The sequence below is a fragment of the Streptomyces sp. P3 genome, assembly GCF_003032475.1.
Taxonomy (GTDB): Bacteria; Actinomycetota; Actinomycetes; order Streptomycetales; family Streptomycetaceae; genus Streptomyces.
Genome location: NZ_CP028369.1, coordinates 6870601 through 6894701, shown reverse-complemented (window position 1 = coordinate 6894701; position 24101 = coordinate 6870601). Strand labels below are relative to the sequence as shown.

Below are 24101 nucleotides of genomic sequence, written 5' to 3'. Positions count from 1 at the left end.
AGTTACGAACTTTGTTCGACATGACGAACAATGCTTCATGGACAAGGGACGGTCCTCTATGCCCCGGATGTACCGCCGCAGCCCCCTGCTCGTCTGCGTGTTGGCGCTCCTCGTCGCCCTGGTGGCGGCGACCCAACCGGTGTCCGCGGCTGACGGCCGTCCGTACACCAACCCGCTGAAGTCGTCCAAGGGCGCCGACCCCTGGCTGGAGTACTACGACGGCAACTACTACCTGGTCACCACCACGTTCACCGGCATCCTCGGCATGCGGAAGTCGCCGACCCTGGCGGGTCTGGCCACCGCGCCCAACGTGCAGGTGTGGTCGGACACCACGTCCACGCGCAACACCAACATCTGGGCCCCGGAGATCCACCAGTTCAACGGCCACTGGTACCTGTACTACTCGGCCGGCCAGGGCGGCGTCTCCTGCTGCGACTCCCAGCGCACGCACGTCCTGGAGAGCGCCGGCGCCGACCCGCTGGGCCCGTACACCTACAAGGGCTCGCTCACCGGCTCCAACCTCACGCCGGGCGGGTGGCTGATCGACGCGACCGTGCTGCAGGCGAACAACAAGCTCTACCTGGTCGGCAGCGGGTTCGTGAACGGCAGCAAGCAGAGTCTGGTCATCGCGCCGATGAGCAACCCGTACACCCTCGCCAGCAATACCTTCACCGTCATCTCCAGCCCCACCCTGAGCTGGGAGACCTCCGGCGGCGCGGTCAACGAGGGGCCGGAACCGCTGTACCACGACGGCCGGACGTTCCTGACCTTCTCCGCCAGCTTCTGCGGCACCCCCGACTACAAGCTCGGCCAGCTGGAGCTCACCGGTTCCGACCCGCTCGACCCCGCGTCCTGGACCAAGAAGCAGACGCCCGTCTTCCAGCGCAGTGACGCCAACAGCGTCTACGGTCCCGGCCACAACGGCTTCTTCACCTCGCCGGACGGCACGGAGAACTGGATCGTCTACCACGCCAACAGCGCCTCCAACGGAGGCTGCGGAAACGGCCGGACGACCCGCGCCCAGAAGTTCACCTGGAACGCCGACGGCACGCCGAACTTCGGCACGCCCGTCGCGCTCGGCACGTCGCTGCCCGGCCCGTCCGGGGAGACGGCGACGACGCCGACGGCGTACACCCTCGTCAACCGCAACAGCGGCAAGTGCCTGGACCTCGAGGGCGGCAACACCGCCAACGGCACCAATGTCTTCCAGTGGACCTGCACCGGCGGGGCCAACCAGAAGTGGAAGATCGAGGACCTCGCCGACGACACCAACCGGTTGGTGAACGTGGCCACCGGAGGCGTGATGGACACGGCGGCCTGTTCCACGGCCGACGGCGCCGACATCCAGCAGTGGTCCTGGCTCAACAACAAGTGCCAGCGCTACCGGCTCGTCTTCACCGCGACCGGTGACTACGTCCGGATCGTCAACGAGAACAGCGGCAAGGTCGCCGACGTGGCCAACTGCGGCACCGCGAACGGCGTCGACGTACGGCAGTGGACGTGGCTGAACAACAACTGCCAGCAGTGGAAGCTCGTCCCCGCCGCCTGATCGCTCCCCTCCGCCACGGAGCACCCCCCACTTCCCTCTGATCTGGAGAACCCCCTTGAGACGCAACGCCGTTCGGCTGCTCCTGGCCGTCCTCGTCGCCCTCGCGGCCGCCCTCACCGGCCTGGGCGCCCCCGCCCAGGCCGCCGCGCCCGACTCCCCCGCCGTGACGTACACCAACCCGATCGCCGAGAAGCGTGCCGACCCGCACATCTTCAAGCACACCGACGGCTACTACTACTTCACCGCCACCGTTCCCGAGTACGACCGCATCGTGCTACGCCGGGCGACGACCATCCAGGGCCTGTCGACGGCCCAGGAGGTCACCATCTGGACCAAGCACGCCAGCGGGGTGATGGGCGCGCACATCTGGGCGCCGGAGATCCACTTCATCGACGGCAAGTGGTACGTGTACTTCGCGGCCGGGGCGACGTCCGACATCTGGGCGATCCGGATGTACGTCCTGGAGGGCACCGGCGCCAATCCGCTCACCGCGACCTGGACCGAGAAGGGCCAGATCAAGACCACCTGGGAGAGCTTCTCGCTCGACGCGACGACCTTCGTCGTGAACGGCGTCCGCTATCTCGCCTGGGCGCAGCGCAACCCGGCGGAGAACAACAACACCAGCCTGTTCATCGCGAAGATGGCCAACCCCTGGACGATCACCGGCACGCCCGCGGAGATCTCCCAGCCGACGTTGTCGTGGGAGACGGTCGGCTTCAAGGTCAACGAGGGTCCCGCGCTCATCCAGCACGGCGGCAAGGTCTTCTTGACCTACTCGGCGAGCGCCACCGACGCCAACTACTGCCTCGGCATGCTGACCGCCTCCGCGACGGCCGACCTCACCAACCCGGCGTCCTGGAGCAAGGGGTCGCAGCCCGTCTTCACCACCAACGCCGCGACCTCGCAGTACGGCCCCGGCCACAACTCGTTCACGGTCTCCGAGGACGGCAAGTCCGACATCCTCGTCTACCACGACCGCAGCTACAAGGACATCTCCGGTGACCCGCTGAACGACCCGAACCGCCGCACCCGGGTGCAGAAGGTGTACTGGAAGGCCGACGGCACGCCCGACTTCGGCATCCCGGTGGCCGACGGCGTCACCCCGCAGCGCTTCTCCTCGTACAACTACGCCGACCGGTTCATCCGCCACTGGGAGTACCGCGCCAAGATCGAGGCGAACGTCAGCCCGCTCGCCGACTCGCAGTTCCGCGTGGTGCCCGGGCTGACCGGAACCGGCACGGTCTCACTGGAGGCCGCGAACTTCCCCGGTTATTACCTGCGGCAGAAAAACTTCGAGGTGTGGCTGGAGAAGAACGACGGCTCGTCGACGTTCGCCTCGGACGCCAGCTTCTTCCGCCGGGCCGGGCTCGCCGACTCGGCGGGCGTCAGCTACGAGTCGTACAACAACGCCGGCCGCTACATCCGCCACTACAACTACCTGCTGTACGTCCAGACGCCGAGCACGGCGACCGACCGGGCAGACGCGACGTTCTACGCCCAGTGACCCTCTCGTCGACTGCCCCGTGACCCCCTGGGGGAGGTGACGAAGGCGCTCCGACAGCCCGCGGACAGCGGCGCTGTCGGAGCGCCGCACTGTTTCCGGCGGATGGCCGACCGCGTCCGGCGGTGCTTCGACAGCAGGGCCGACAGAACGCCGACACCGCTTACGACGGAGCTTTCGCCTCGCTCACGACGCCGCTTCGACACCGCTTACGACGGAGCTTGCGACCGCGTTTCGACACCGCTTACCGGGACGCTCCGGGACTCCTCACCACCGACGAAACGGACACAATGCGCAGGTGGGGAGCTATGCATAGCATGTATACGCCTTATGTATAGTCTCGGCATGCGTTCACTGACGAGGAAGACGAAAAACTCCGGAGCCGGGTTGCGCGCAGCCGCCGTCTCGGTGGCGGCCGCCTGTGTGACGGTCACGCTCACCGGCTGCGGCGGCCTCGACCCCACCCGTCCGAGCGCCGCCCGAGCCCTGCCCGCGGCCACCTCGCAGGCCGCCCCCTTCGGCCCCGTCGACTGCCGGGTGGCGAAGTGCATCGCCCTCACCTTCGACGCGGGACCGAGCGAGAACTCCGCGCGGCTGCTCGACATACTCAAGGACAGACAGGTCCCGGCGACCTTCTTCCTGTTGGGCAAGGGACACATCGACAAACACCCCGAGCTTGTCAGGCGCATGGCCGCCGAGGGGCACGAGGTGGCCAGCCACACCTGGGACCACAAGATCCTCACGCGGATCGAGCCGGAGGAGATACGCGAGGAACTCCAGTACCCCAACGACGAGATAGAGCGCCTCATCGGCCGGCGCCCCACTCTGATGCGTCCGCCACAGGGCCGCACCGACGAGACGGTGCACGAGATCTGCCGCGAGCTGGGACTCTCCGAGGTGCTGTGGACGGTGACCGCCAAGGACTACACGACGACCGACTCCGCACTGATCCAGCGCCGGGTCCTCGCCCAGGCCGACCGGGACGGCATCATTCTGCTGCATGACATCTACGACGGGACCGTACCGGCGGTGCCCGGGATCATCGACGCGCTGAAAGAGCGCGGATACGTTTTCGTGACCGTTCCTCAGCTGCTGGCGCCCGGCAGGGCCGAGCCGGGAAAGGTCTACCGCTGAACCCGGAAGACCGCCGCCCGCGCCGCCCGCGCCGCCCCGCCCGCCAGCCCCGCCCATGCTGCGAAACGGCGAGCCGGTGGGTGACGCCCCACGGAACGGGCCCATGTCTCTACGATCGAGAACGTGGTCATCTTCCAGGTGGAACGCACGGTCCCGCTCTCCGTGGAGGACGCCTGGCGGCGTCTGACGGACTGGTCCCGGCACGGCGACGTGGTGCCCTTCACCCGCGTCCTCGTGCGCACTCCCCCGCCGACTCGCACGGGCACGGTCTTCGTGGCGCGTTCGGGCCTCGGCCCGCTCGCCTTCGACGACCCGATGGAGGTGACCGGGTGGCAGCCGCCCACCGCCGACGGGCCGGGCCGGTGCCGGCTGGAGAAGCGGGGGCGGGTCGTCCTCGGCTGGGCCGCGATCGAGGTGCGGCCGTGCCCCGGCGGCCGGACCAGGGTGATCTGGCGTGAGGAGTTGCGGGTGCGCTTTCTCCCGTCCCTCTTCGACCCCCTCGTGAGAGCCTCGGCGGGCTCAATCTTCGGACGCGCGGCCGACCGTCTCCTGCGCACCCCCTGACGGACGACAGTTGCCGGGGCGGCCAAGTCCCCGTCCGGGCCGGCTCCCGGGCCCGGGGACGGCCCGGTCCATGCCGGGCCGGCTCCGGGCGTGCCCCCGTGGCGGCTCCGCAGGCGCGACCCGTGGCAGGCGTCGTCCGAGGTGCGCACCGCCGCGTCCCGGCAACACGCGTTCGCCCGGTGACCGGTCGCCGCCGGGCCGGACCGCGGCTCAGGCCACCGAACCGATCCGGCCGGCCGGCGGCGCCGTCACGTCGTGGTGGATCGGCGTGTGCGCCCCGGTGAGCGGGACCCCGCTGCCGCCGCGCCGTTCGGCGACGATCTCCGCGGCGATCGACAGCGCCGTCTCCTCGGGCGTGCGGGCCCCCAGGTCGAGGCCGATGGGGGATCGAAGCCGCGCCAGCTCCATTTCTGTGACTCCCACTTCGCGCAGCCGGGCGTTGCGGTCGAGGTGGGTGCGGCGGGATCCCATCGCGCCGACGTAGGCGACCGGCAGCCGCAACGCCAGCCGGAGCAGCGGTACGTCGAACTTGGCGTCGTGGGTGAGGACGCACAGGACGGTCCGCGCGTCCACCCTCGTGCGCTCGAGGTACCTGTGCGGCCACTCGACGACGATCTCGTCGGCCTCGGGGAAACGGGCGGCGGTCGCGAAGACGGGGCGGGCGTCGCAGATTGTCACGTGGTAGTTCAGGAACTTGCCGACGCGTACCAGTGCCGACGCGAAGTCGATCGCGCCGAACACGATCATCCGGGGCGGGGGCACCGAGGACTCCACGAGGACCGTGAGCGGCGCCCCGCAGCGTGCGCCCCGCTCGCCGATCTCCACCGTGCCGGTGCGGCCGGCGTCCAACAACGCTCCGGCCTCGGCCGCGACGGTGCGGTCGAGCTCGGGGTGGGCGCCGAGACCGCCGTGGTGGGCAGCGACGCGGCGGGCCCAGGGGGTGTCGTCGCCGCGAGCGCCGTCCGCGTGCACCAGCAGCGCGCGGCCGACGAGGTGGGCGGGTCCGTTCACGATCCTCGCCAGCGCCGCCGCCTCCCCGGCGGCCGCGGCCCGCAGACCGGCCGCGATCACCGGGCGGACGGGATCGCCGGCCCGCACCGGGGTGACCAGCACGTCGATGATCCCCCCGCAGGTGAGCCCCACGGCGAAAGCGTCGTCGTCGCTGTAGCCGAAGCGTTCACGTACCGACCGCCCGTCCTCCAGCGCCTGTCGGCACAGCTCGTACACCGCGCCCTCCACGCAGCCGCCGGAGACCGAGCCGATCGCCGTGCCGTCGGCGTCCACCGCGAGGGCGGCGCCGGGCTGGCGGGGCGCGCTGCCGCCGACGGCCACCACGGTGGCGACGGCGAAGTCGCGGCCCTGCTCGACCCACCGGTCGAGCTCTTCGGCGATGTCCAGCATCTCTCGGTCTCCTTGACTGCGGTGGTGTGGCGGACATGGTCCGGCAAGGGGCGGTCAGGGGCGGCTAGTGCACGCCCAGCCAGCTCTCGATCGGGTCGAGGGAGGGGTACACGAGGAAGATCGCGCCGTCAGCCCCCACATGAAGGCGCCGATCTCACGCGCCCTGCCCTGCGCGGCCTTGACGGCGACGTAGGAGACGGACAGTCCGGCGGCCGGCGCGAGGGGCACCTTGGCGAGGAAGCCCATCAGCAACGTGGTGAAAGCGGCTGCGAAAGCGGTCGCGGTGATCAGGGCCTGCTGGCCGAGGGTGCCCCCGGCCGCGTCCTCGCCGGACAGGATCAGCGGGTTGAGCAGGAGAATGTACGCCATCGCCATGAACCTGGTGACGCCGCCGCGCACTTCGCGTGCGACCGTGGATCCTCGCCGGGATATCTGGAAGTACCGGTCGAGCCGAGAGCGTCCGGCCGGTGCACGGGTGGGCGTGCCCGCGTCGTCCGGGACGCGCTTCGGGTGGAGTGACTGGGTCATGTGCGCCTGCTCCCAAGGTTCAAAGGGGCACCCGCGCGCCGCTGGGCGTGGCGCTCACTGCGTTTGCGGGATTTGGGAAGGTGCGTCGGCCGCACGACCTGGGGGGGACGGCCCGGGACGAACGATCTGCCGGCTCCGGGCGGCGCGGAGGGTGTGACGTCCCGTGCGCCGCCCGGAGGGAGGGTCACGCCGTGCCGGTCAGATGCTCCGGACGGACCGGTGTGCGGTTGAGCTCCAGTCCGGTCGCGTTCCGGATCGCCGCGAGGACGGCCGGCGTCGACGACAGGGTGGGCGCCTCGCCGACACCGCGCAGCCCGTACGGCGCGTGGTCGTCGGCGAGTTCGAGCACGTCCACGGGGATGGTCGGCGTGTCGAGGATCGTGGGGATCAGATAGTCCGTGAAGGACGGGTTCCTGACCTTCGCGGTCTGCGGGTCGACGATGATCTCCTCCATGACCGCGACGCCCAGTCCCTGGATGGTGCCACCCTGGATCTGGCCGATGACGGAAAGCGGATTCAGCGCTTTTCCGACGTCCTGGGCGCAGGCCAGCTCGATCACCTTCACCAGGCCGAGTTCGGTATCGACCTCGACGACGGCGCGGTGCGCGGCGAAGGAGTACTGGACGTGCCCGAAGCCCTGTCCGGTGCGCAGGTCGAAGGGCTCGGTCGGCCGGTGCCGCCACTCGGCCTCGACCTCGACGGCCTCGTCCTCGAGCACGTCGACCAGGTCGGCGAGGACCTCGCCGCCGTCGGTGACGACCTTGCCGCCCTCCAGGAGCAGCTCGGCGGTGGCCCAGGCGGGATGGTAGGAGCCGAACCTGCGGCGCCCGATCTCCAGGACCTTCTCCCGGACGAGCTCGCAGGAGTTCCTGACGGCGCCGCCGGTGACGTAGGTCTGCCGGGAGGCCGAGGTGGAGCCGGCGCTGCCCACCCGGGTGTCGGCCGGCTGGATGGTCACCTGAGCGACGCCCAGCTCCGTGCGGGCGATCTGGGCGTGGACGGTCACACCGCCCTGGCCGACCTCCGCCATCGCGGTGTGGACGGTCGCGACGGGCTCGCCGGCGATCACCTCCATGCGGACCCTGGCGGTCGAGTAGTCGTCGAAGCCCTCGGAGAAGCCGACATTCTTGATACCGACCGCGTAACCGATTCCTCGGACGACGCTCTCGCCGTGCGTGGTGTTGGACAGACCGCCGGGCAGCTGCCGGACGTCCGCGCCCTCGCTGCTCTCCCACTGGCGCTCCGGCGGCAGCGGCATCGCCTTGACGCGGCGCAGGAGTTCGGCGACCGGCGCCGGGGAGTCGACCGGCTGGCCGGTGGGCATGATCGTGCCCTGCTCCATGGCGTTGAGCCGGCGGAACTCCACCCGGTCCATGCCCACCGCGTCGGCGAGCCTGTCCATCTGCGCCTCGTAGGCGAAGCACGCCTGGACCGCGCCGAAGCCGCGCATGGCGCCGCAGGGCGGGTTGTTGGTGTAGAGGGCGACGGCCTCGACGTCGACGTCGTCGACCACGTAGGGACCGATCGACAACGAGGCGGCGTTGCCGACGACCGCGGGGGAGGCGGAGGCGTACGCGCCGCCGTCCAGGACGATGCGGCACTTCACATGGGTGAGTCTGCCGTCCTTGGTGGCGCCGTGTTCGTAGGTGAGCCTGGCAGGGTGGCGGTGGACGTGTCCGAAGAAGGACTCGAAACGGTTGTAAACGATTTTGACGGGTTTCCCGGTGCGCAGGGCCAGCAGGCAGGCGTGGATCTGCATGGACAGGTCCTCGCGGCCGCCGAACGCACCGCCGACGCCGGCCAGCGTCATCCGCACCTTGCTCTCGGGCAGGCCGAGGACGGGGGCGATCTGACGCAGGTCGGAATGGAGCCACTGGGTGGCGATGTAGAGGTGGACGCCGCCGTCCTCGTCCGGCACGGCGAGTCCCGACTCGGGGCCGAGGAAGGCCTGGTCCTGCATGCCGAAGGTGTACTCGCCGCTGACCACGAAGTCGGCCCGGGCGGCGGCCCTTTCGGCGTCGCCGCGGACGATCGGCTGGCGGTGGACGATGTTGGGGTGCGCGACGTGAGCGCTGTGGTGGTCGTCGCGGCCCTCGTGGATCAGGGGCGCGTCCGGGGCGGTCGCGGACGCCTCGTCGGTGATGACGGGCAGCTCGCGGTACTCGACCTTGATCTTGGCGGCCGCACGGCGGGCGGTCTCGGGGTGGTCGGCGGCCACGATCGCGACCGGCTCGCCGTGGTGGCGGACCCTCCCGTGGGCGAGGACCGGGGTGTCCTGGATCTCCAGGCCGTAGGTGCGCACGTCGGTCGGCAGGTCGTCGTAGGTCATGACGGCGTGGACGCCGGCCGTCGCGAGGGCCTCGCGGACGTCGATGGAGACGATCTCGGCGTGGGCGACCGGGGAGCGCAGGATCTGGCCCCACAGCATGTCCTCGTGCCACATGTCCGACGAGTAGGCGAACTCGCCGGTGACCTTGAGGGTGCCGTCGGGACGCAGCGTGGACTCGCCGATGCCGCCCTTGGTCCCGGAACCCTGGGTGATCTTGGTGGGGGTGCCCGCGGGGGCGCCCTCCGCTCGAGCGGAGCCGTGGGTGGGGAAGGGCATCTCAGACCGCCTCTCCCTGTCGGGCGGCCGCCAGGCGGACCGCGTCCATGATTTTCTCGTAACCGGTGCAGCGGCACAGGTTGCCCGACAGGGCCTCGCGGATGTCCGCGTCCGTCGGGTTCGGGTTGCGCTCGAGCATCTCGTCTGCGGCGACCAGCAGACCCGGGGTGCAAAAGCCGCACTGCACGGCGCCGGCGTCGATGAACGCCTGCTGGATGGGGGCGAGTTCGGAGCCCTCGCCGGTCTGCGAGTCGCCCGGCGCGGCCGCGCTCTCCCGGGTGCCGCCCCAGGACGCCTCATCCCGCGCGCCCTGCGGCGATGTGCCGCGGGAAGCGGTTCCGCAACCACCGTGCGCCGCGCGCTGTCTGGCGTGGTCGGCGAGTCCCTCGACGGTGACGACGTCGCGGCCTTCGACCTGACCGGCGGCGACCAGGCACGAGCAGACCGGCACGCCGTCCAGCCGGACCGTGCACGAGCCGCACTCGCCCTGCTCGCAGGCGTTCTTCGAGCCGGGCAGTCCGAGCCGCTCGCGCAGCACGTACAGCAGGCTCTCGCCCTCCCACACGTCGTCGGCTTCCTGGGGACGGCCGTTGACCGTGAAGTTGACGCGCATTACGCAGCTCCCTCCGAGAGGCGGCGGGCGCCGCGGTACGACTCCCAGGTCCAGGTGAGTGTCCGGCGGGCCATGACGCCGACGGCGTGGCGGCGGTAGCCCGCGGTGCCCCGGACGTCGTCGATGGGGTTGCAGGCGGCCGCGCACAGTTGGGCGAACTGCTTGGCCACGGACGGCGCGATGATTTTTCCGTTGTCCCAGAAACCGCCTTCTTCGAGTGCGGCGTTCAGGAAGTCCTCGGCGGTCCTCGCCCGGACGGGGGTCGGCGCGGCGGAGCCGATGCCGGTGCGCACGGTCCGGGTCTCGGGGTGCAGCGCGAGGCCGAACGCGCAGACGGCGATGACCATGGCGTTGCGGGTGCCGACCTTGGAGTACTGCTGTGGACCGTCGGCCTTCTTGACGTGGACGGCACGGATCAGCTCGTCGGGAGCGAGCGCGTTGCGTTTCACGCCGGTGTAGAACGCGTCGATCGGGATGCGGCGCACGCCGCGCACCGATTCGGCCTCGACCTCGGCGCCCGCCGCGAGGAGCGCGGGATGGGCGTCCCCGGCCGGGGAGGCGGTACCGAGGTTTCCGCCGACGCCGCCGCGGTTGCGGATCTGCGGGGAGGCCACCGTGTGCGAGGCGAGCGCGAGGCCGGGCAGCTCGGCGCGCAGACTCTCCATGATCTGGGCGTAGGGGACGCAGGCGCCGAGCCGCACGCTGTCCTCGCCGGTCTCCCACTCGTAGAGGTCACCGACACGGTTGAGGTCGAGCAGGTACTCGGGCCTGCGGTGGTCGAAGTTGATCTCGACCATCACGTCGGTGCCACCCGCGATGGGCACGGCGGTGGGGTGCTCGGCCTTGGCGGCGAGCGCCTCCTCCCAGCTGGCGGGGCGAAGGAAGTCCATGACCGGCTCTCTTCTTCGTCTGTCTCGTCGGTCGTCGGGTTCGAGCCAGAATCGGGTGCGGCGGGCCCGGCTCGCTCATGTGCTGTTCACGCGGAATGAGCCCAGTACACAGGGCCTTGCTCCGACCGGGTCAGTCACGGAAACCATGAAGGAGTTGGCTGGTCGGTACGGGCATCTTGTAGATTCGTATGAACGCAGGCCCTCGGTAACCTCCTCGTTTTCCGTTGGAAACGTCGGAAACAGCCTGTCGGTCGAAGAATGCGGTTGGTGACCGGACATCGCCGGCGTCCGGCCCGATGCCGGGGGAGGCCGGTCGCCACCCACCGCACCCTTCAGGATTCATCGTAGATTTCGAGACAGAGAACGGCGGCGACGAGATGCGGCTGCGCGCCCTTGTGGACACCGATGCGCTGGGCCTCAGGCTCCTCGGCGGCGAGGACGAACTGGACCGCTCGGTGCGGGGCGTCATGACCACCGACCTGAGGGATCCCAGCCGGTATCTCTCCGGAGGCGAGCTGGTGCTGACGGGTCTGGCCTGGCGCCGGGACGCGGCGGACTCCGAACCGTTCGTGCGGCTGCTGGTGCAGGCCGGCGTGGCCGCTCTCGCGGCCGGCGAGGCCGAGCTCGGCGACATCCCGGAGGACCTGACCGCGGCCTGTGCCCGGCACCGGCTGCCGCTGTTCGCGGTGCACGAGTCGGTGGCATTCGCGACGATCACCGAGCACGTCGTGCGGCAGGTTTCGGGCGAGCGCGCCGGGGACCTCGCGGCCGTCGTCGACCGGCACCGCCGGATGATGATCTCGGGCCCGGCCGGCGGCGGGCCGGACGTCGTGCTGGATCTGCTCGGCTCCGACCTGGACCTGCGTGCCTGGGTCCTGTCCCCCACCGGCCGGCTCGTCGCGGGTCCGAAGGCGGCCGGCCCGGGCCTGCCGGCCGAGGTGTGCGCGCGACTCGCGGGAGAGCACCTGGCGGCGGTCCGCACGGCCCGGCGCGGACCGCACCGGGTGAACGTGGGCCCGGTGACGTACTCGCTGTTCCCGATCCGCGGCGGCGGTCGCGGGCAGCAGGCCGCTCAGCCCTCCCAGGTCGCCGTGCGGGACGTGCGGGAGAGCCTCCTGTCGGACTGGCTGCTGGCCGTCGAGGCGGACGCCGGGGAGTGGGCGGACGAGCGCCTCGACCTGCTCCACGGCGTCACCCAGCTGATCGCCGTCGAGCGGGAACGCCGGGACGGGGCCCGTACGGTCCGCCGGCGGCTCGCGCAGGAGGTGCTGGAGCTGGTGCAGACGGGCGCGGCCCCCGCGGAGATCGCGGCCCGCCTGCGGGTGGCCGCGCCGGTGCTGCTGCCGGGTCTGGGGGCCGCGCCGCACTGGCAGGTGGTCGTGGCCCGCGTCGAGTGGGCCGACAGCGGTCCGGACACCGGCCCGGTGGCCCAGTCCCTCCTCGAGGAGATTCTGGTCGACCCGCTCGCCGGCGGCCCCGAGCCCTCCGATCGCATCGCCGTCGCGCACACGGGGGACGAGGCCGTCGCCCTGGTCCCGCTGCCGGCGGTGGCGGGCGAGCTCGACACCTCCGAGACCGGCGTCCTCGCCGACGCGCTGCTGGCGGCCGTGCGCGAGCCGCTGTCGGCCGGCCTCGAAGGCGACGGGCGGCTCACGCTGGGGGTCAGCGCGGCGGTGCACTCGGCGGAGGGGCTGCGCGGGGCGCTGGAGGAGGCCCGGCATGCCCGGCGGGTGGCCGCCGCCCGGCCCGGCCGGGTCTGCGCGGCGGGGCATCAGGAACTGGCGTCGCACGTGCTTCTGCTCCCGTTCGTCCCGGACGACGTGCGCCGGGCGTTCACCGCCCGTCTGCTGGACCCCCTGCGCGACTACGACCGGCGGCACCGCGCCGAACTGATCCCGACGCTGGAAGCGTTTCTCGACTGCGACGGCTCGTGGACCCGGTGCGCCTCCCGTCTGCACCTGCACGTCAACACACTGCGCTACCGGGTCGGGCGTATCGAGCAGTTGACGGGCCGTGACCTGTCGCGACTGGAGGACAAACTGGACTTCTTCCTGGCCCTGCGCATGGGCTGAGGCCTGACCGGCACCGGCGGACGCCCGTCGACCGCCGCCGGGCGGAACCAGGGGGCCGGAAACGTCCCACGACTTTGTGAAATCTTTCACCCGCCCCCTTGGCCCGGTGCCTCCATTCGTGCTGAGATGCGCCCACCACTCACAGCTCGACGGCGCGCTCGGGGAGGGCAACGTGGCGCATTCCGCCATGTCTGGTACCGGAACGACCTCAGGTGACGATCCTGTCCAGACCGCGGTGTGGCGGCTGCGTTCACGCGCCTGCTGGGCGGACGCGGCGGCCCTGCTGCCACCCGACACGGCCACGGGCGCGATCCAGCGGGCCTCGCTGATGGTGGAGCGGTGCCTGTACACCGAACAGGGCTGGCAGGACGCCGAGGACGCGCTGCGCACGGCGGAGGCGCTGGCCCACGACGACGAGGAGCGGGGCGCGGCCGCTTGTGAACGCGGGCACCTCGCCTACGCGGCCACGGTGCACAAGGTGCGCGACCGGGTCGACGAGGCCCGGGCCGCGCTCGGGCGGGCGGCGGCGCTGATCCCGCCGGACGCTCCGGCACGGGCGCTGCTGGACTTCCGCAGAGGCCTGCTCGCGGAGAACATCGCCCGTTCCCCGCAGGCCGCGAGGGCCGCCTACCGGCGTGCCCACACCGCGGCCGCCGCACACTCGGACCCGCTGCTGCTGTCCTTCACCTGGCGTCACCTCGCCGGACTGGCCCTGCGTGAAGGTGAGTTGGCGGAGGCCCGACACGGATTCGCGGAATCCCTGCGCATCCGCGAGGAGTTGGGCTACCTCGTGGGCACCGCGCCGGCACTCGCGTCACTCGCCGACGCGGAGGTCGAACCGGAGGCCGCCCGCCTGCGGGAGGAGGCCCGCCGCCTGTTCCGCCTCCTGGGCGGCGTACCGACCTGGCTGGCACGCCAGTTGGCCCTTCCGACGGCCCCGGCGACACCCAGCCCGTCCGGTGCCTGAGTCACCGCGGCCGACCGGAACCGAAGGGAAGCAGCCGCGAGGCGGGTGGGGACGCCCGGCGTTCGCAGGAGGCGCCCGGCGGGCGGCGAGCGACAAGAGCCGGTCAGCGCATGTCAGCCCGTCCGGCGTTTCGGAGCAGCGCCGGACGGCGTCGAAGGACGACACCGTTCAGGTCTTGTCAACCCGTCCGGCGTTCGGGGGCGAGGCCCGTCCAGGGCCGAAGCGGGGGTCTGGGGGCGCAGCGTCCACGAGGCGGCAGCCCCCGCGAGGGGGCCGGAGACACCCGGCACGATGACGGAAACGACCGTGCAACCCGCACGCGTGGCGAACAACCCGCACCCGCGGCGAAGACGGAAAGCGGTCACACAACGAACCGCTGGTCACCCGCCCGCAGCGACGAAGTGCTCCCGCATCAACGCCTGCACCACATCCGACTCCCCCGCCGCCAGCGCCTCGAGCAACGACAAGTGCTCGGCGGCGTCGGCGACGAGAACAGCCCGGCCCCGCCCCGCCGGACCACCGACCAGCGGCCACTGCGACCGCCGATGCAGATCCTCGGCGATGCCGACCAACTGCTCGTTGCCCGACAGCGCGAGCACCGCCCGGTGGAAAACGCGGTCGGCCTCCGCGTACGTCGCCCGGCAACCGGTGGCCGCCGCCCGCACGCTCGCCTCCGCGAGGGGCCGAAGCGCGGCCCACCGCTCAGCGGGCACGGTCCGGGCGAGCCGCATCAGCACGGGCACCTCGAGCAGCGCCCGCACCTCGGCCAGCTCGGCCAGTTCACGCGCTCCCCGCACGATGACCCGGAAGCCCCGGTTCGGCACCACCTCGACGGCGCCTTCCAGCGCGAGCTGCTGCATCGCCTCCCGCACCGGCGTCGCGGACACCCCGAAACGTTCGCCGAGCACCGGCGCCGAGTAGACCTCGCCCGGCAGCAGATCCCCCGTGACGAGCGCGGTACGCAGCGCGTCGAGGATCTGGCCGCGCACCGAGGCGCGCTGGACGACCGGTCGGGGCTGCTGCGCCCGCGGTCCCTCCTCCGGCGCGAAGACGAGAACGGAAGCGGGCGCCGGAGCCGGCACGGGGGCCGGTACCGGAACAGGCGCCGGGTCCGGACCGGGGCCATGGTCCGATACGGTGCCAGAGGGTGATACGGGGGCTGGGGCCGACATGGGGGCTGGGGCCGGATCGGGTGCCGTGGTCTCGCCGTGTGTGTGCTCCCCGCGGGCGGCGCCCGCCGGGCCACACCGCTCGCGCTCTCCCTGGTCGCCGTCGTACTCGCCGTACCCGGCGGAGTCGACGGGCCCGGCAGACCTCGTAGCCCCGGCAGACGCCACGGGCCCGGCCGGCCCCGCGGACCCCGCCCTCGACTGCACCGGCACCCGGGCCCGTCCGTCGCCCTGCTGGGAAACCGGCGTCCCCGTTCCCGTTTCCGTGGAGCCCTGCGAACTGTGCTCCACGGGGCCTCCTCCGGCGTTGTCGGTACTTGCGGTCATTACGGGTGGTTGTTACTCGTCCGTCAAGCACCTTAGGCGCACTGGCCGTCAGTTCAAATCCCGACGACAGTGATTTAGGTTAGGCTTACCTGTAAGCGCTTTCGAAACGGCGGTCCGCCATGCCCCCAGCTTCGTCGGCCACGGCCGAGGCATACGCACGCCTCATGGAGGCGCTGCCGGGGTTGAGCGTCACGGAACTCGGGCACGCGGAACCGTTTCCCGAGGGTTCCGGCTGGGTGCGCGCGGCACAGCTGGCGGAGGGCGGACCGGCGCTGGAGGCCTTACCTCTCCTGGGACGAGGAGCAGGTCGTCCGTGACTACGGTCATCGGGCCCGTCCGGATGTGATCGCCGGTTTCGGACTGCACCGGTACTCCTGGCCGGCCTGCCTGCTGATCACCGTGCCCTGGTTCCTGCACCGCCGCGTGCCCCGTTTCCCCGTGACACACGTCTCGTACGACCGCACCGGCGGCGGCATGCGGATGGCCGTCCGCCCGCCGGCCTCCTTCGCCTGCCTGCCGGACGACCCGGCGGCGCTGCTGCCCGGCGCCCGGATCGTACGGGACGAGGAGGCGTTGCGGACCGAGGTGCGGGCGGCGATAGCCGAGCACCACGAGCCGGTGCTCGCTGGCTTCGGTCCCCGCACGCGGCGCCGTGGCCGGGCACTGTGGGGCATGGTGACGGACGAGATCGTCGAGGGCCTCTGGCATGTCGCCCAACTGCTCGGCCCCGACGAGCACGAGCGGGCGAGACGGGAACTGGAACTCCTGCTCCCGGGCGCCACCCACCCCTACGTCGGCTCGGCGGCCTTCCGTGACCTCACCGGCCCGGGCGGCACGCCCCTGCCGACCCGCGACCGGGCGAGCTGCTGCCTGTTCTACACGGTGCGCCCCGAGGACACCTGCGCCACCTGCCCGCGCACCCGCGACGCGGCCCGCGTCACCAAGCTCACTGCTGCCGCCGCCGGTTGAGTGCCCCTCAGACGCCGGCGAGGACGCCCCGCCGACGAGGTGCCGCAGGACGTCCCGTAAGATCACCCGGACGAGACCGCCCTACGGATACGAGCAATTCACATCTTTCTCACCTGCCACGGGAACTTTCCGTTGAACCACCCGTACGGGTAGTCTTATTCGAACTCAACTCCCGCCCCTCAAGCGGCAGTTCGAGCAGAACGTCGCCCTGGGCATTCCCTTGCACCTCCTTGGCGGCCTCTTGCCCCGAAACCCCCTGAGGGACGGCGGGATTGGGCCACTATGGCGGGCGTTACGCCCTATCCCAATGCAAGGGACCCCAGATGAGACTGACCGACATATCGCTGAACTGGTTGCTTCCGGGCGCCGTACTGCTCCTGGGCATGCTGGCGGCGGTTGCGGTACTCGCGCGCGGCAAGCGCTCCTCGGGGGCAAGCGCGAGCGCGGACGATTCGTGGGAGCGTACCGAGGAGCGCCGCAGGCGCAAGGAAGCCATATACGGCACCGCCTCCTACGTCCTTCTGTTCTGCTGTGCGGCCGTTGCCGCCGCGCTCTCCTTCCACGGACTGGTCGGCTTCGGCCAGCAGAACCTCGGCCTCACCAACGGCTGGGAATACCTGGTGCCGTTCGGCCTGGACGGCGCGGCCATGTTCTGCTCCGTGCTCGCAGTGCGCGAGGCCAGCCACGGTGACGCGGCGCTCGGCTCCCGGATACTCGTGTGGACGTTCGCCGGCGCCGCGGCCTGGTTCAACTGGGTGCACGCGCCCCGGGGCCTGGGGCACGACGGAGCCCCGCAGTTCTTCTCCGGCATGTCCCTGTCGGCGGCCGTCCTCTTCGACCGGGCGCTGAAGCAGACCCGCCGGGCGGCGCTGCGCGAGCAGGGTCTGGTGCCCCGTCCGCTGCCGCAGATCCGCGTCGTGCGCTGGGTGCGCGCCCCGCGCGAGACGTACAGGGCCTGGTCGCTGATGCTCCTCGAGGGTGTGCGCAGCCTGGACGAGGCCGTCGAGGAGGTCCGCGAGGACAAGGCCCGCAAGGAGGAGACCAAGCTGCGCCGCCGTGAACAGCAGCGGGTCGAGCGGGCACAGCTCAAGGCGATCAGCCGGGGTCACGGCCGCTTCCCCGGCCGCGGTGGTGGCGGCGGCCGTCAGGTCGAGGCCCAGGCGGCTCTGGAGCGGGCCACGGCCGAGCGGGTCGCCGCGGAGCCTGCCATAGCGAATTCGGCGGAGCAGTTGCCCGTTCGCTCACGGCCCTCCCTGCAGCCCGTCCGTCACGGTTCTGAGGCGTCGGCCACCGTCGACCTCACCGCGGAGGACGACACCATGGCCCTGCCGCGCCTGGACTCCCTGGAGCGCAAGCTCAAGGACCTGGAGCAGCAGTTCGGCTGACGTCCGGCCAGGATCTCGGGAAGGGGGCGCGACCGTCACGGTCGCGCCCCCTTCCCGTGGCATACGGGCCGCGCCGCGCCGCCCCTCTGCACGCCGTCGGCCCCCTGCACCCCGCCACCCGGTCGGTCGAGGGCCGACCCGGCACTCCGTCTTCTGGATGCCGGTCGTTCCGCTCGACAGCGGTGTCCCTCTCCTCCACGCGGGTACGCCTTTTCGACTCGCGCGCTTTCCGCGCGAGACCCGTCCGCCGAATCCGCCGTTTCCGCTGTTTCCGCCGTTTCGACGCCCGTCCTCTTCCCGGGGCTCGACGTTTCAGGCGGCTCCGGCTGCCAGCTCGAACCAGACGACCTTGCCGCCGCCCAGTGCCCGGACTCCCCAGGTGTCCGCGAGGGACTCCACCAGGATCAGTCCACGCCCGTGTGTTCCCTCGTCGGGCGACGGCTCGCCCGGACGGGGCCGGCCGACAGCGCCGTCCCGGACCTCCACGCGCAGGCCGGACGGCGACACGGTGGCCGTCAGGACCGCGTCGTCGTCGGTGTGCACGAGCGCGTTGGTGACGAGTTCGCTGGTGAGCAGTTCCGCCGTCTCGGAACGGCCGGGCTTCCCCCAGCCCCGCAGCAGCTCCCGCACCGCCCGGCGCGCCTCGGGCACCGCCCGCAGGTCGGCCCGTCCGAGTCGGCGCCTGAGCTGCGAGCCCCGGCCGGGTTCCGCCGCGGTCTCGACAGGGTCCTGGCCGGTCTCCCCGGTGTCCTCCGCCTTCCCCGTCCCTCTCGCCCCTCTCGTCCTTCTCGTCGTCGAGGTACCCGCGATCGTTGCCGGACCGCTTCCCCGTGCCTGCCTTTCCATGGCCCCCGCCCGCGTGTCGATGTCGGTTCCCCTCATGCTCGAACACGTTCACGGGGATCCATGCCCGATCGACACCGGGCCAGTCATGTCGAATTGCCAACGCCCGGTGTTCGGCCATGTTCGGGCGACGGAACAGGGATTTCGGCAGGTTTCCGCGCGTCGTTGCCGCAATGCCGAAGCGGACCGGCCCGTCGGGACACCTGCCGGGGAACATCACCCGCCTCCCGGGGCGGGCATCATGAGGTCGCGCGCCGCGAGAAGTCACGGTCGCAGGCGCCCCGGGCCTCATGGACGCGCGGCACCGAACCCAGGGACGCCGACCGTTTGCCGGGCCCGCACGCGCCGAGCGGACCCGCGCCGTCCGGACACCATGGGCGGGTCGCGCCGCGGCCCCGGGCTCGAACGCCTCTCGGGGACGTACCGTTCGACGGGAGTGCCGTACGCCAAAATGCCTGGTCGACCTGCGTGTTCCGGTTGACGGGACGGCGCTTGCGGGCAGAGGTGCGCTGCCGGCCCGCCGTGCTCACCGCCCTGGGGAAGGCCGGCGGACGGCTTGGCGCTATGGCCGAGGGACGCGGAACGAGAGTGCGGATGCGTTCCCCGAGGGAGCGCACCCGCTCGACCGGCATCCCGCCGGCCCGTCTGATCTTCCGGACGACCGCCCGCCGACCGCTCTCCCCTCCGTCCGGCCCGCGCAGCCGGGAGGCAGCTGACCGCCGGCCCTCGGCACGCGGGCCCACACACCTCTGCCCACCTGGCCGTAGCCGAGGAAGGGGAGTGACAGTTGAGAGCGGACGCGAGGTTGGCCTGAACCCGGTGGGTTCCAGCGGGTCCCGGTGAGTTGCGGCGGACGGCGGTGGGCAGGGCTCCGGGCGGCCTCGACCCCCGTCGTACCGATGTGGAAGATCTTGTGGCTGTCGCGGGTCATGTCGACGATGAGCTTGGTGGTGTCGCCGCCGCCCCAGGTGAGCGTGACGACAGCCTCCTTGCAGTTCGCCGTGCCGTTGTCGGCGGCCTTCCACGCGAGCGGGACGTGCTGCGCCTGAAGAACGCCGTTGGCGTGGTTGTTTCTCCTCCCAGGTCCCCGACTCCCTCTGGAAGGCGGCGATGAGGTAATGCTTGCGGAGATCGTCCGCGAGCTTGCCGTCCTCGTCGGTCACCGCGTCGATCTAGCCTCGGGCTTTCATGAAGCGGGCTGTCCGGCAGGCGGCCAGGACAGCAGAAAGTGCCTCTGACCAGCAAGAATGAGGATTGTCGAGGTCCTTGTTCCCACTCAAGTCAGAGGCACTTCCCAGGTGAAGCACCTTATCGGGTCCTCGAGGCGGCGAGGGCCTGGCGGGCAGCAGGTCATGAGGCCGTGGATGCCGGGGTGACCGGCTGCCTGGTGGCGATCGCACCGGGCAGCCAGGAGCCACTCCGTCACCGGAGTGTCTTAGGAGCCGCTGGGGTTCACCGATCGGCCGGCGCGTAGAAGAAGTAGGTCGCCGAGTAGGGCACACCGATCTGTGCTCCCGCCTCGCAGGAAGCGGTGGGCGCCACGCCCCCTCGCGTGTTCAGGCGCTGAATGTAGGAGACGGAACCGAAGAGACCACTCCCCCGGTTGGCCGTGGTCTTGAGCAGCAGCTCCGGGACGGCGTTTTCACGGGGATTGCTCGCGCCGGGCACTGCGGCGGCGTTGACGGCACTGCCGTCGACCGTGGAGACCCACACCGGGCCGCGCGAGTGGAGAGCGAGGGGCCGGTGGCGCCTGTCGTGCGCGTCGGACAAGGTAGCGGCCGGCTCGACGAACGTCCATGCGCCGTTGGAGCAGGCATAGGTCTGCACCCCTTTGGCGGCGAGCTCGGCGATCCTCTTGTTGCCTTCCGGTACCCGTAGCTGCGGAGCGATCGGCGTCACGCGCGACCGCGCCACGGTGTGTGAGTCGACCGTAGGTCTGCCGGACGCCTGGCTGACGGCCGCCGTGCCGATCACCGCGGCGACGGCGGTGACGATGCTTCCGGTCCTCAGGGCGGCGCGCTTGCTGAAGAGCATGAGAAACGACTCCACATGTCGAAGAAGGATGTGCCGAATGCGGTGCTCCGCCGCCATGTGTGCCCGGGCGGAACCTCCTGTTGGACAGTACGGGCGGGTTGTCGCCCGGTTCTCACGGCAAAGTGCTGCGTAAGGAATCCGAAAGACCTCTCACCCGCCTAACCTCGCGCACTCACCGCGATCCGCGCCGCACGTTCCGAAGTCCGGTCGGTCCAGCGCTTCGGCGCGTTCGTGAGGGCGTGCACGGTGAAAGCCGTGCGGTGTCGCTGCGAGGCCGATCGGTCGGTTCGCCCCTGGTCGGTGCGGCACCAAAAGCATCGGCGGTCTCCCCGGTCGACTGCAACGGTCTTCACCCGATCGACTGCGGTGGAACCATCCCATCCCGTCTGACGTGCAGATATACGGGTGCCTGGGATGACCGCCCGGGCCGGACGAGCACGGGGGAATGGTGTCGACCCACGACAGTGCAGGCGAAGTGACCGAGTTCGCGGCGCTCCTGAGCGAGCTGAAGGGGCGCACGGAGCGCAGCTACGGCTCCCTCGCCCGCCGACTGGCCATGAACACGTCGACTCTGCACCGTTACTGCGCGGGGGAAGCGGTTCCACAAGATTTCGCTCCCGTCGAGCGGCTTGCGGAGTTCTGCGGGGCGACGCCGGAGGAACGCCTCGAACTGCACCGACGGTGGCTGCGAGCGTTAGCGGCACGACAGCGGCCCAGGGGCGGCGTGGCGGAAACAAGGGAAGCGCCAGAAGCCACGGACGCCCTGACAACCGAGGAAACACCGGAAAATCAGACGCCCCAGACACACCAGACACTCCGGGAAACAGAAGAAGGCCCAGCCACAGGAAAAGCGCCGAAAAAATCGGAAGCAGGAGTCACGGCGGGAAGCCCGGAAAGCCGATCGCAACCGCTCACCGCGGCTTCACCAGTGGTCCAGATCCAGAAACCGGGCAAGCAACACGAGCAACCGGTTTCTCCCCACCCGTGGTACCGCAGCCGACGCGCCACGGTCCTCGTCGGCGTCACCTGTGCGCTTCTCGCCACTTTGGGCATGCTCTCCGCGCTGCCGGACGGCGGCCGCCACCCGTATTCCGTCGACACGGCCCGCTCGTCCGCGCCGGACTCCCTAACGCAGACCGGGAGGGCCGTTCCCCATGACTCCCCCACTCCCGCCGCCCCCGCTCCCGGCTCGCCCACGCCCGGCGCGACCTCGTCCGTCCCCGCATCCGGCCGTGCCAACCCCTCGAACGGCGCGGCTCCGACCGGCGGCAGGAACGCCGCCGCGGACACCGGTGCGCCGCTCGCCTGGACAGCCGACTCCCAGGTCTGGGCGCTCGGCTGCGGTCATGACTACGTCATCGACAAGCCTCCCGCGCAGGTTCCCCCGCCTCCGGCGGAACAGGACGCGGGCCCCTGGGCAACGGCACAGGGCGCGGTGCACGGGCGGGAGACCAACGTGGAGATCTCGGTCCAGGGCCGCAGCTCCGCAACTGTCGTGCTGACGGCGCTGCGGGTACGGGTGGTCGGCCGTGCCACACCCGCGCCCGGCACTGTGTACGCCATGGACCAGAGCTGCGGCGGTTCGCTCACCGAGCGTTACTTCGCGGTCGACCTGGACAAGGACCGTCCCGTGGCGCAATCGGTCGCCAGCAGCGACGCGGGGGCGCCGATTCCGGCGGTGAGCCTGCCCTACCGCGTGTCGAGCAAGGACCCGGAGGTTCTGCTCGTCACGGCGCGGACCGAGAACTGCGACTGCAACTGGTACCTGGAGCTGGACTGGTCTTCTCAGGGCCGTTCCGGCACGGTGCGCGTCGACGACCACGGCCGCCCGTTCCGCACGAGCGGCATCAAGGGGCTGCCGCGCTACTGGTACGGCTCGGACGAAGGCGAGCGCCGATGGGTCCCGGCAACCGACTGACTCCTGCCAGACGACGCGCCCGCGCGACACGACCGACCAGCGGACCGGCGGACCGGCGTGGCCGCGGGTCCGCATGGCCGAAGGCCACCGGGCCGACGGTTCGCCCGACCGAGCGCACCGTCAGAGGCGAGGTACGTTACGCAGGTTGGAGCGTGCCATCTGCAGCATGCGGCCCACTCCCCCGTCGAGGACGATCTTCGAGGCGGACAGGGCGAACCCGGTCACCATGTCGGCGCTGATCTTCGGCGGGATGGACAGGGCGTTGGGGTCGGTGACGACGTCGACGAGGGCCGGGCCCTTGTGCCGGAAGGCGTCCCGCAGGGCCCCGGCCAGGTGTTTGGGCTTCTCGACCCGCACACCGTGAGCCCCGCAGGCACGTGCCACGGCCGCGAAATCGGGGTTCTTGTTGGTGGTGCCGTACGAGGGGAGACCGGCGACCAGCATCTCCAACTCCACCATTCCCAGTGAGGAGTTGTTGAAGAGGACGACCTTCACGGGCAGGTCGTACTGGACGAGGGTCAGGAAGTCGCCCATGAGCATGGAGAAACCGCCGTCCCCGGACATCGCGACCACCTGACGGCGGCGGTCGGTGAACTGGGCGCCGATCGCCATGGGCAGTGCGTTCGCCATCGAGCCGTGAGTGAAGGAACCGATGACCCTACGGCGGCCGTTGGGCGTGAGATAACGCGCCGCCCAGACGTTGCACATGCCCGTGTCGACCGTGAACACGGCCTCTTCGTCGGCGAGTTCGTCGAGGACGGCGGCGACGTACTCGGGGTGGATGGGAACGTGTTTCTCCACTTTCCGTGTATACGCCTTCACGACCCCCTCCAGCGCATCGGCATGCTTCTTCAGCATGCGGTCGAGGAGCCGCCGGCTTTCCTTGGCCTGTACGCGCGGAATGAGGCAGCGCAGCGTCTCGCGTACGTCACCCCACACCGCAAGGTCGAGTCTGGAGCGGCGGCCGAGATGTTCGGGCCGTACGTCGACCTGGGCGATCTGCACGTCGTCGGGGAGGAAGGCGTTGTACGGGAAATCGGTTCCGAGCAGGATCAGCAGGTCGCACTCGTGGGTGGCTTCGTATGCGGGGGTTGTCGTACTGGATCCATTCCTTGCCGCGCAGGGCGTGTCCCACGGGGGACTTGAGCTTTCCGGCGAACTCCATGACCTCGGCGTGCGCGCCGGCCGTGCCGCTTCCGCAGAAGAGGGTCACCTTGGCGGCGGCGTCGATCATCTCGACGAGTGCGTCGATCTCGGCGTCGCCGGGCCGAACCGATCCGGATGTGTTTCCTGGAAGTAGCCGAGGCCGATCTCGCTGGAGGGGATGTGCGAGGCGAGGGCGAGGACGGGAGCCATCGAGCGGTGGGCGTCGTAGAGGCCGTTGATGAGGTGGAGGTTGCCGGGCCCGCAGGAGCCCGCGCATGCGGCGAGCTTCCCGGTGATCTGGGCCTCCGCGCCGGCGGCGAAGGCGGCCGTCTCCTCGTGGCGGACGTGGATCCAGTCCACGGCGGGGTTGCGGCGTACCGCATCCACCACGGGGTTGAGGCTGTCGCCCACCACGCCGTAGAGGCGTCGCACGCCCGCGCGGGCGAGGATGTCGACGAACTGTTCGGCGACGTTCTGCTTGGCCAT

At 70.9% G+C, this 24101-nt stretch carries 18 protein-coding genes and 4 pseudogenes; 11 read left to right on the top strand and 11 right to left on the bottom strand.

Translation table 11 applies throughout. The annotated features are described in order from the left end of the window. The first annotated feature begins 37 nt into the window (after positions 1 to 37). From C6376_RS30205 to C6376_RS30190, 4 genes are all read left to right on the top strand, one after another. Positions 38 to 1549, top strand: a complete 1512-nt coding sequence (locus C6376_RS30205; RefSeq protein ID WP_254076124.1) for a family 43 glycosylhydrolase — start codon at positions 38 to 40, stop codon at positions 1547 to 1549. 55 nt (positions 1550 to 1604) lie between these two features. Next, positions 1605 to 3053 (top strand): family 43 glycosylhydrolase, encoded by a 1449-nt coding sequence (locus tag C6376_RS30200; protein ID WP_107446312.1) that lies wholly within the window; start codon positions 1605 to 1607, stop codon positions 3051 to 3053. Positions 3054 to 3395: 342 nt separating this feature from the next. Beyond that, the gene (locus tag C6376_RS30195; RefSeq protein ID WP_107446311.1) at positions 3396 to 4184 is read left to right on the top strand and encodes a polysaccharide deacetylase family protein; all 789 of its coding nucleotides are present in this window, start codon (positions 3396 to 3398) and stop codon (positions 4182 to 4184) included. Positions 4185 to 4307: 123 nt separating this feature from the next. Then, positions 4308 to 4748, top strand: a complete 441-nt coding sequence (locus C6376_RS30190) for an SRPBCC family protein (protein ID WP_107446310.1) — start codon at positions 4308 to 4310, stop codon at positions 4746 to 4748. 210 nt (positions 4749 to 4958) lie between these two features. Here C6376_RS30190 and C6376_RS30185 read toward each other — a convergent pair whose 3' ends face one another. From C6376_RS30185 to C6376_RS30165, 5 genes and pseudogenes are all read right to left on the bottom strand, one after another. Continuing rightward, positions 4959 to 6149 (bottom strand): XdhC family protein, encoded by a 1191-nt coding sequence (locus C6376_RS30185; RefSeq protein ID WP_107446309.1) that lies wholly within the window; start codon positions 6147 to 6149, stop codon positions 4959 to 4961. A 192-nt stretch (positions 6150 to 6341) separates the two neighbouring features. After that, positions 6342 to 6677: pseudogene (locus tag C6376_RS30180) on the bottom strand (NCS2 family permease); the annotation flags it as partial. Between the two features lie 184 nt (positions 6678 to 6861). After that, on the bottom strand, positions 6862 to 9282 hold the full coding sequence (locus C6376_RS30175; RefSeq protein ID WP_107446308.1) for a xanthine dehydrogenase family protein molybdopterin-binding subunit: 2421 nt from the start codon (positions 9280 to 9282) through the stop codon (positions 6862 to 6864). A gap of 1 nt (position 9283) precedes the next feature. Then, the gene (locus C6376_RS30170) at positions 9284 to 9895 is read right to left on the bottom strand and encodes a (2Fe-2S)-binding protein (RefSeq protein WP_107446307.1); all 612 of its coding nucleotides are present in this window, start codon (positions 9893 to 9895) and stop codon (positions 9284 to 9286) included. Next, the gene (locus tag C6376_RS30165) at positions 9895 to 10785 is read right to left on the bottom strand and encodes a xanthine dehydrogenase family protein subunit M (RefSeq protein ID WP_107446306.1); all 891 of its coding nucleotides are present in this window, start codon (positions 10783 to 10785) and stop codon (positions 9895 to 9897) included. Before C6376_RS30165 ends, C6376_RS30170 begins: the two co-directional genes overlap by 1 nt. Positions 10786 to 11162: 377 nt before the next feature. On the opposite strand from C6376_RS30165, the gene C6376_RS30155 reads away from it, so the two are divergent. Next, on the top strand, positions 11163 to 12857 hold the full coding sequence (locus tag C6376_RS30155) for a PucR family transcriptional regulator (protein ID WP_107446304.1): 1695 nt from the start codon (positions 11163 to 11165) through the stop codon (positions 12855 to 12857). A gap of 172 nt (positions 12858 to 13029) precedes the next feature. After that, positions 13030 to 13824 carry a hypothetical protein gene (locus C6376_RS30150; RefSeq protein WP_107449273.1) on the top strand — a complete coding sequence of 265 codons (795 nt, stop codon included), beginning with the start codon at positions 13030 to 13032 and terminating at the stop codon, positions 13822 to 13824. A gap of 380 nt (positions 13825 to 14204) precedes the next feature. Here C6376_RS30150 and C6376_RS30145 read toward each other — a convergent pair whose 3' ends face one another. Continuing rightward, positions 14205 to 14906, bottom strand: a complete 702-nt coding sequence (locus C6376_RS30145; RefSeq protein WP_254076418.1) for a GntR family transcriptional regulator — start codon at positions 14904 to 14906, stop codon at positions 14205 to 14207. Between the two features lie 533 nt (positions 14907 to 15439). Between C6376_RS30145 and C6376_RS30135 the strand changes: the two are divergent. Further along, positions 15440 to 16289, top strand: a pseudogene (locus C6376_RS30135) ((2Fe-2S)-binding protein). Between the two features lie 323 nt (positions 16290 to 16612). Then, the gene (locus tag C6376_RS30130; protein WP_107446301.1) at positions 16613 to 17674 is read left to right on the top strand and encodes a DUF2637 domain-containing protein; all 1062 of its coding nucleotides are present in this window, start codon (positions 16613 to 16615) and stop codon (positions 17672 to 17674) included. A 312-nt stretch (positions 17675 to 17986) separates the two neighbouring features. On the opposite strand, the gene C6376_RS30125 is transcribed toward C6376_RS30130, so the two are convergent. Next, positions 17987 to 18520: an ATP-binding protein gene (locus tag C6376_RS30125; protein ID WP_107446300.1), complete on the bottom strand. Its 534-nt coding sequence runs from the start codon at positions 18518 to 18520 to the stop codon at positions 17987 to 17989. An 896-nt stretch (positions 18521 to 19416) separates the two neighbouring features. Between C6376_RS30125 and C6376_RS46520 the strand changes: the two genes are divergently transcribed. Continuing rightward, complete coding sequence (locus C6376_RS46520; protein WP_159083295.1) at positions 19417 to 19566, top strand: hypothetical protein; 150 nt, start codon at positions 19417 to 19419, stop codon at positions 19564 to 19566. A 403-nt stretch (positions 19567 to 19969) separates the two neighbouring features. On the opposite strand, the gene C6376_RS30115 is transcribed toward C6376_RS46520, so the two are convergent. Continuing rightward, entirely contained in the window at positions 19970 to 20608 is a 639-nt protein-coding gene (locus C6376_RS30115) for a DUF3455 domain-containing protein (RefSeq protein ID WP_254076123.1), read from the bottom strand. A 388-nt stretch (positions 20609 to 20996) separates the two neighbouring features. On the opposite strand from C6376_RS30115, the pseudogene C6376_RS46515 reads away from it, so the two are divergent. Together C6376_RS46515 and C6376_RS30110 are read left to right on the top strand one after the other, a co-directional pair. Beyond that, positions 20997 to 21164 (top strand): annotated as a pseudogene (locus C6376_RS46515) (helix-turn-helix domain-containing protein); the annotation flags it as partial. Between the two features lie 315 nt (positions 21165 to 21479). Further along, a complete protein-coding gene (locus C6376_RS30110) occupies positions 21480 to 22469 on the top strand; it encodes a hypothetical protein (RefSeq protein ID WP_367881096.1) in 990 nt (329 codons plus the stop codon). Between the two features lie 120 nt (positions 22470 to 22589). Here C6376_RS30110 and C6376_RS45615 read toward each other — a convergent pair whose 3' ends face one another. From C6376_RS45615 to C6376_RS45605, 3 genes and pseudogenes are all read right to left on the bottom strand, one after another. After that, positions 22590 to 23177, bottom strand: coding sequence for a thiamine pyrophosphate-dependent enzyme (locus C6376_RS45615; protein ID WP_254076416.1), 588 nt, complete (start codon positions 23175 to 23177; stop codon positions 22590 to 22592). 255 nt (positions 23178 to 23432) lie between these two features. After that, a pseudogene (locus C6376_RS45610) lies at positions 23433 to 23703 on the bottom strand (ubiquinone-dependent pyruvate dehydrogenase); the annotation flags it as partial. After that, entirely contained in the window at positions 23700 to 24101 is a 402-nt protein-coding gene (locus C6376_RS45605) for a thiamine pyrophosphate-binding protein (protein WP_254076122.1), read from the bottom strand. The gene C6376_RS45605 and the pseudogene C6376_RS45610, both read right to left, overlap by 4 nt.

Bases quoted from the DNA above. Each gene is read 5' to 3' on its own strand.
- C6376_RS30195 (WP_107446311.1), top strand. From the start codon at position 3,396: ATGCGTTCACTGACGAGGAAGACGAAAAACTCCGGAGCCGGGTTGCGC.
- C6376_RS30125 (WP_107446300.1), bottom strand. From the start codon at position 18,520: ATGGAAAGGCAGGCACGGGGAAGCGGTCCGGCAACGATCGCGGGTACC.
- C6376_RS30130 (WP_107446301.1), top strand. From the start codon at position 16,613: ATGAGACTGACCGACATATCGCTGAACTGGTTGCTTCCGGGCGCCGTA.
- C6376_RS30165 (WP_107446306.1), bottom strand. From the start codon at position 10,785: ATGGACTTCCTTCGCCCCGCCAGCTGGGAGGAGGCGCTCGCCGCCAAG.
- C6376_RS30205 (WP_254076124.1), top strand. From the start codon at position 38: ATGGACAAGGGACGGTCCTCTATGCCCCGGATGTACCGCCGCAGCCCC.
- C6376_RS30185 (WP_107446309.1), bottom strand. From the start codon at position 6,149: ATGCTGGACATCGCCGAAGAGCTCGACCGGTGGGTCGAGCAGGGCCGC.
- C6376_RS46520 (WP_159083295.1), top strand. From the start codon at position 19,417: ATGTGGAAGATCTTGTGGCTGTCGCGGGTCATGTCGACGATGAGCTTG.
- C6376_RS30155 (WP_107446304.1), top strand. From the start codon at position 11,163: ATGCGGCTGCGCGCCCTTGTGGACACCGATGCGCTGGGCCTCAGGCTC.
- C6376_RS30115 (WP_254076123.1), bottom strand. From the start codon at position 20,608: ATGGCGGCGGAGCACCGCATTCGGCACATCCTTCTTCGACATGTGGAG.
- C6376_RS30170 (WP_107446307.1), bottom strand. From the start codon at position 9,895: ATGCGCGTCAACTTCACGGTCAACGGCCGTCCCCAGGAAGCCGACGAC.
- C6376_RS30175 (WP_107446308.1), bottom strand. From the start codon at position 9,282: ATGCCCTTCCCCACCCACGGCTCCGCTCGAGCGGAGGGCGCCCCCGCG.
- C6376_RS45605 (WP_254076122.1), bottom strand. From the start codon at position 24,101: ATGGCCAAGCAGAACGTCGCCGAACAGTTCGTCGACATCCTCGCCCGC.
- C6376_RS45615 (WP_254076416.1), bottom strand. From the start codon at position 23,177: ATGTGCAACGTCTGGGCGGCGCGTTATCTCACGCCCAACGGCCGCCGT.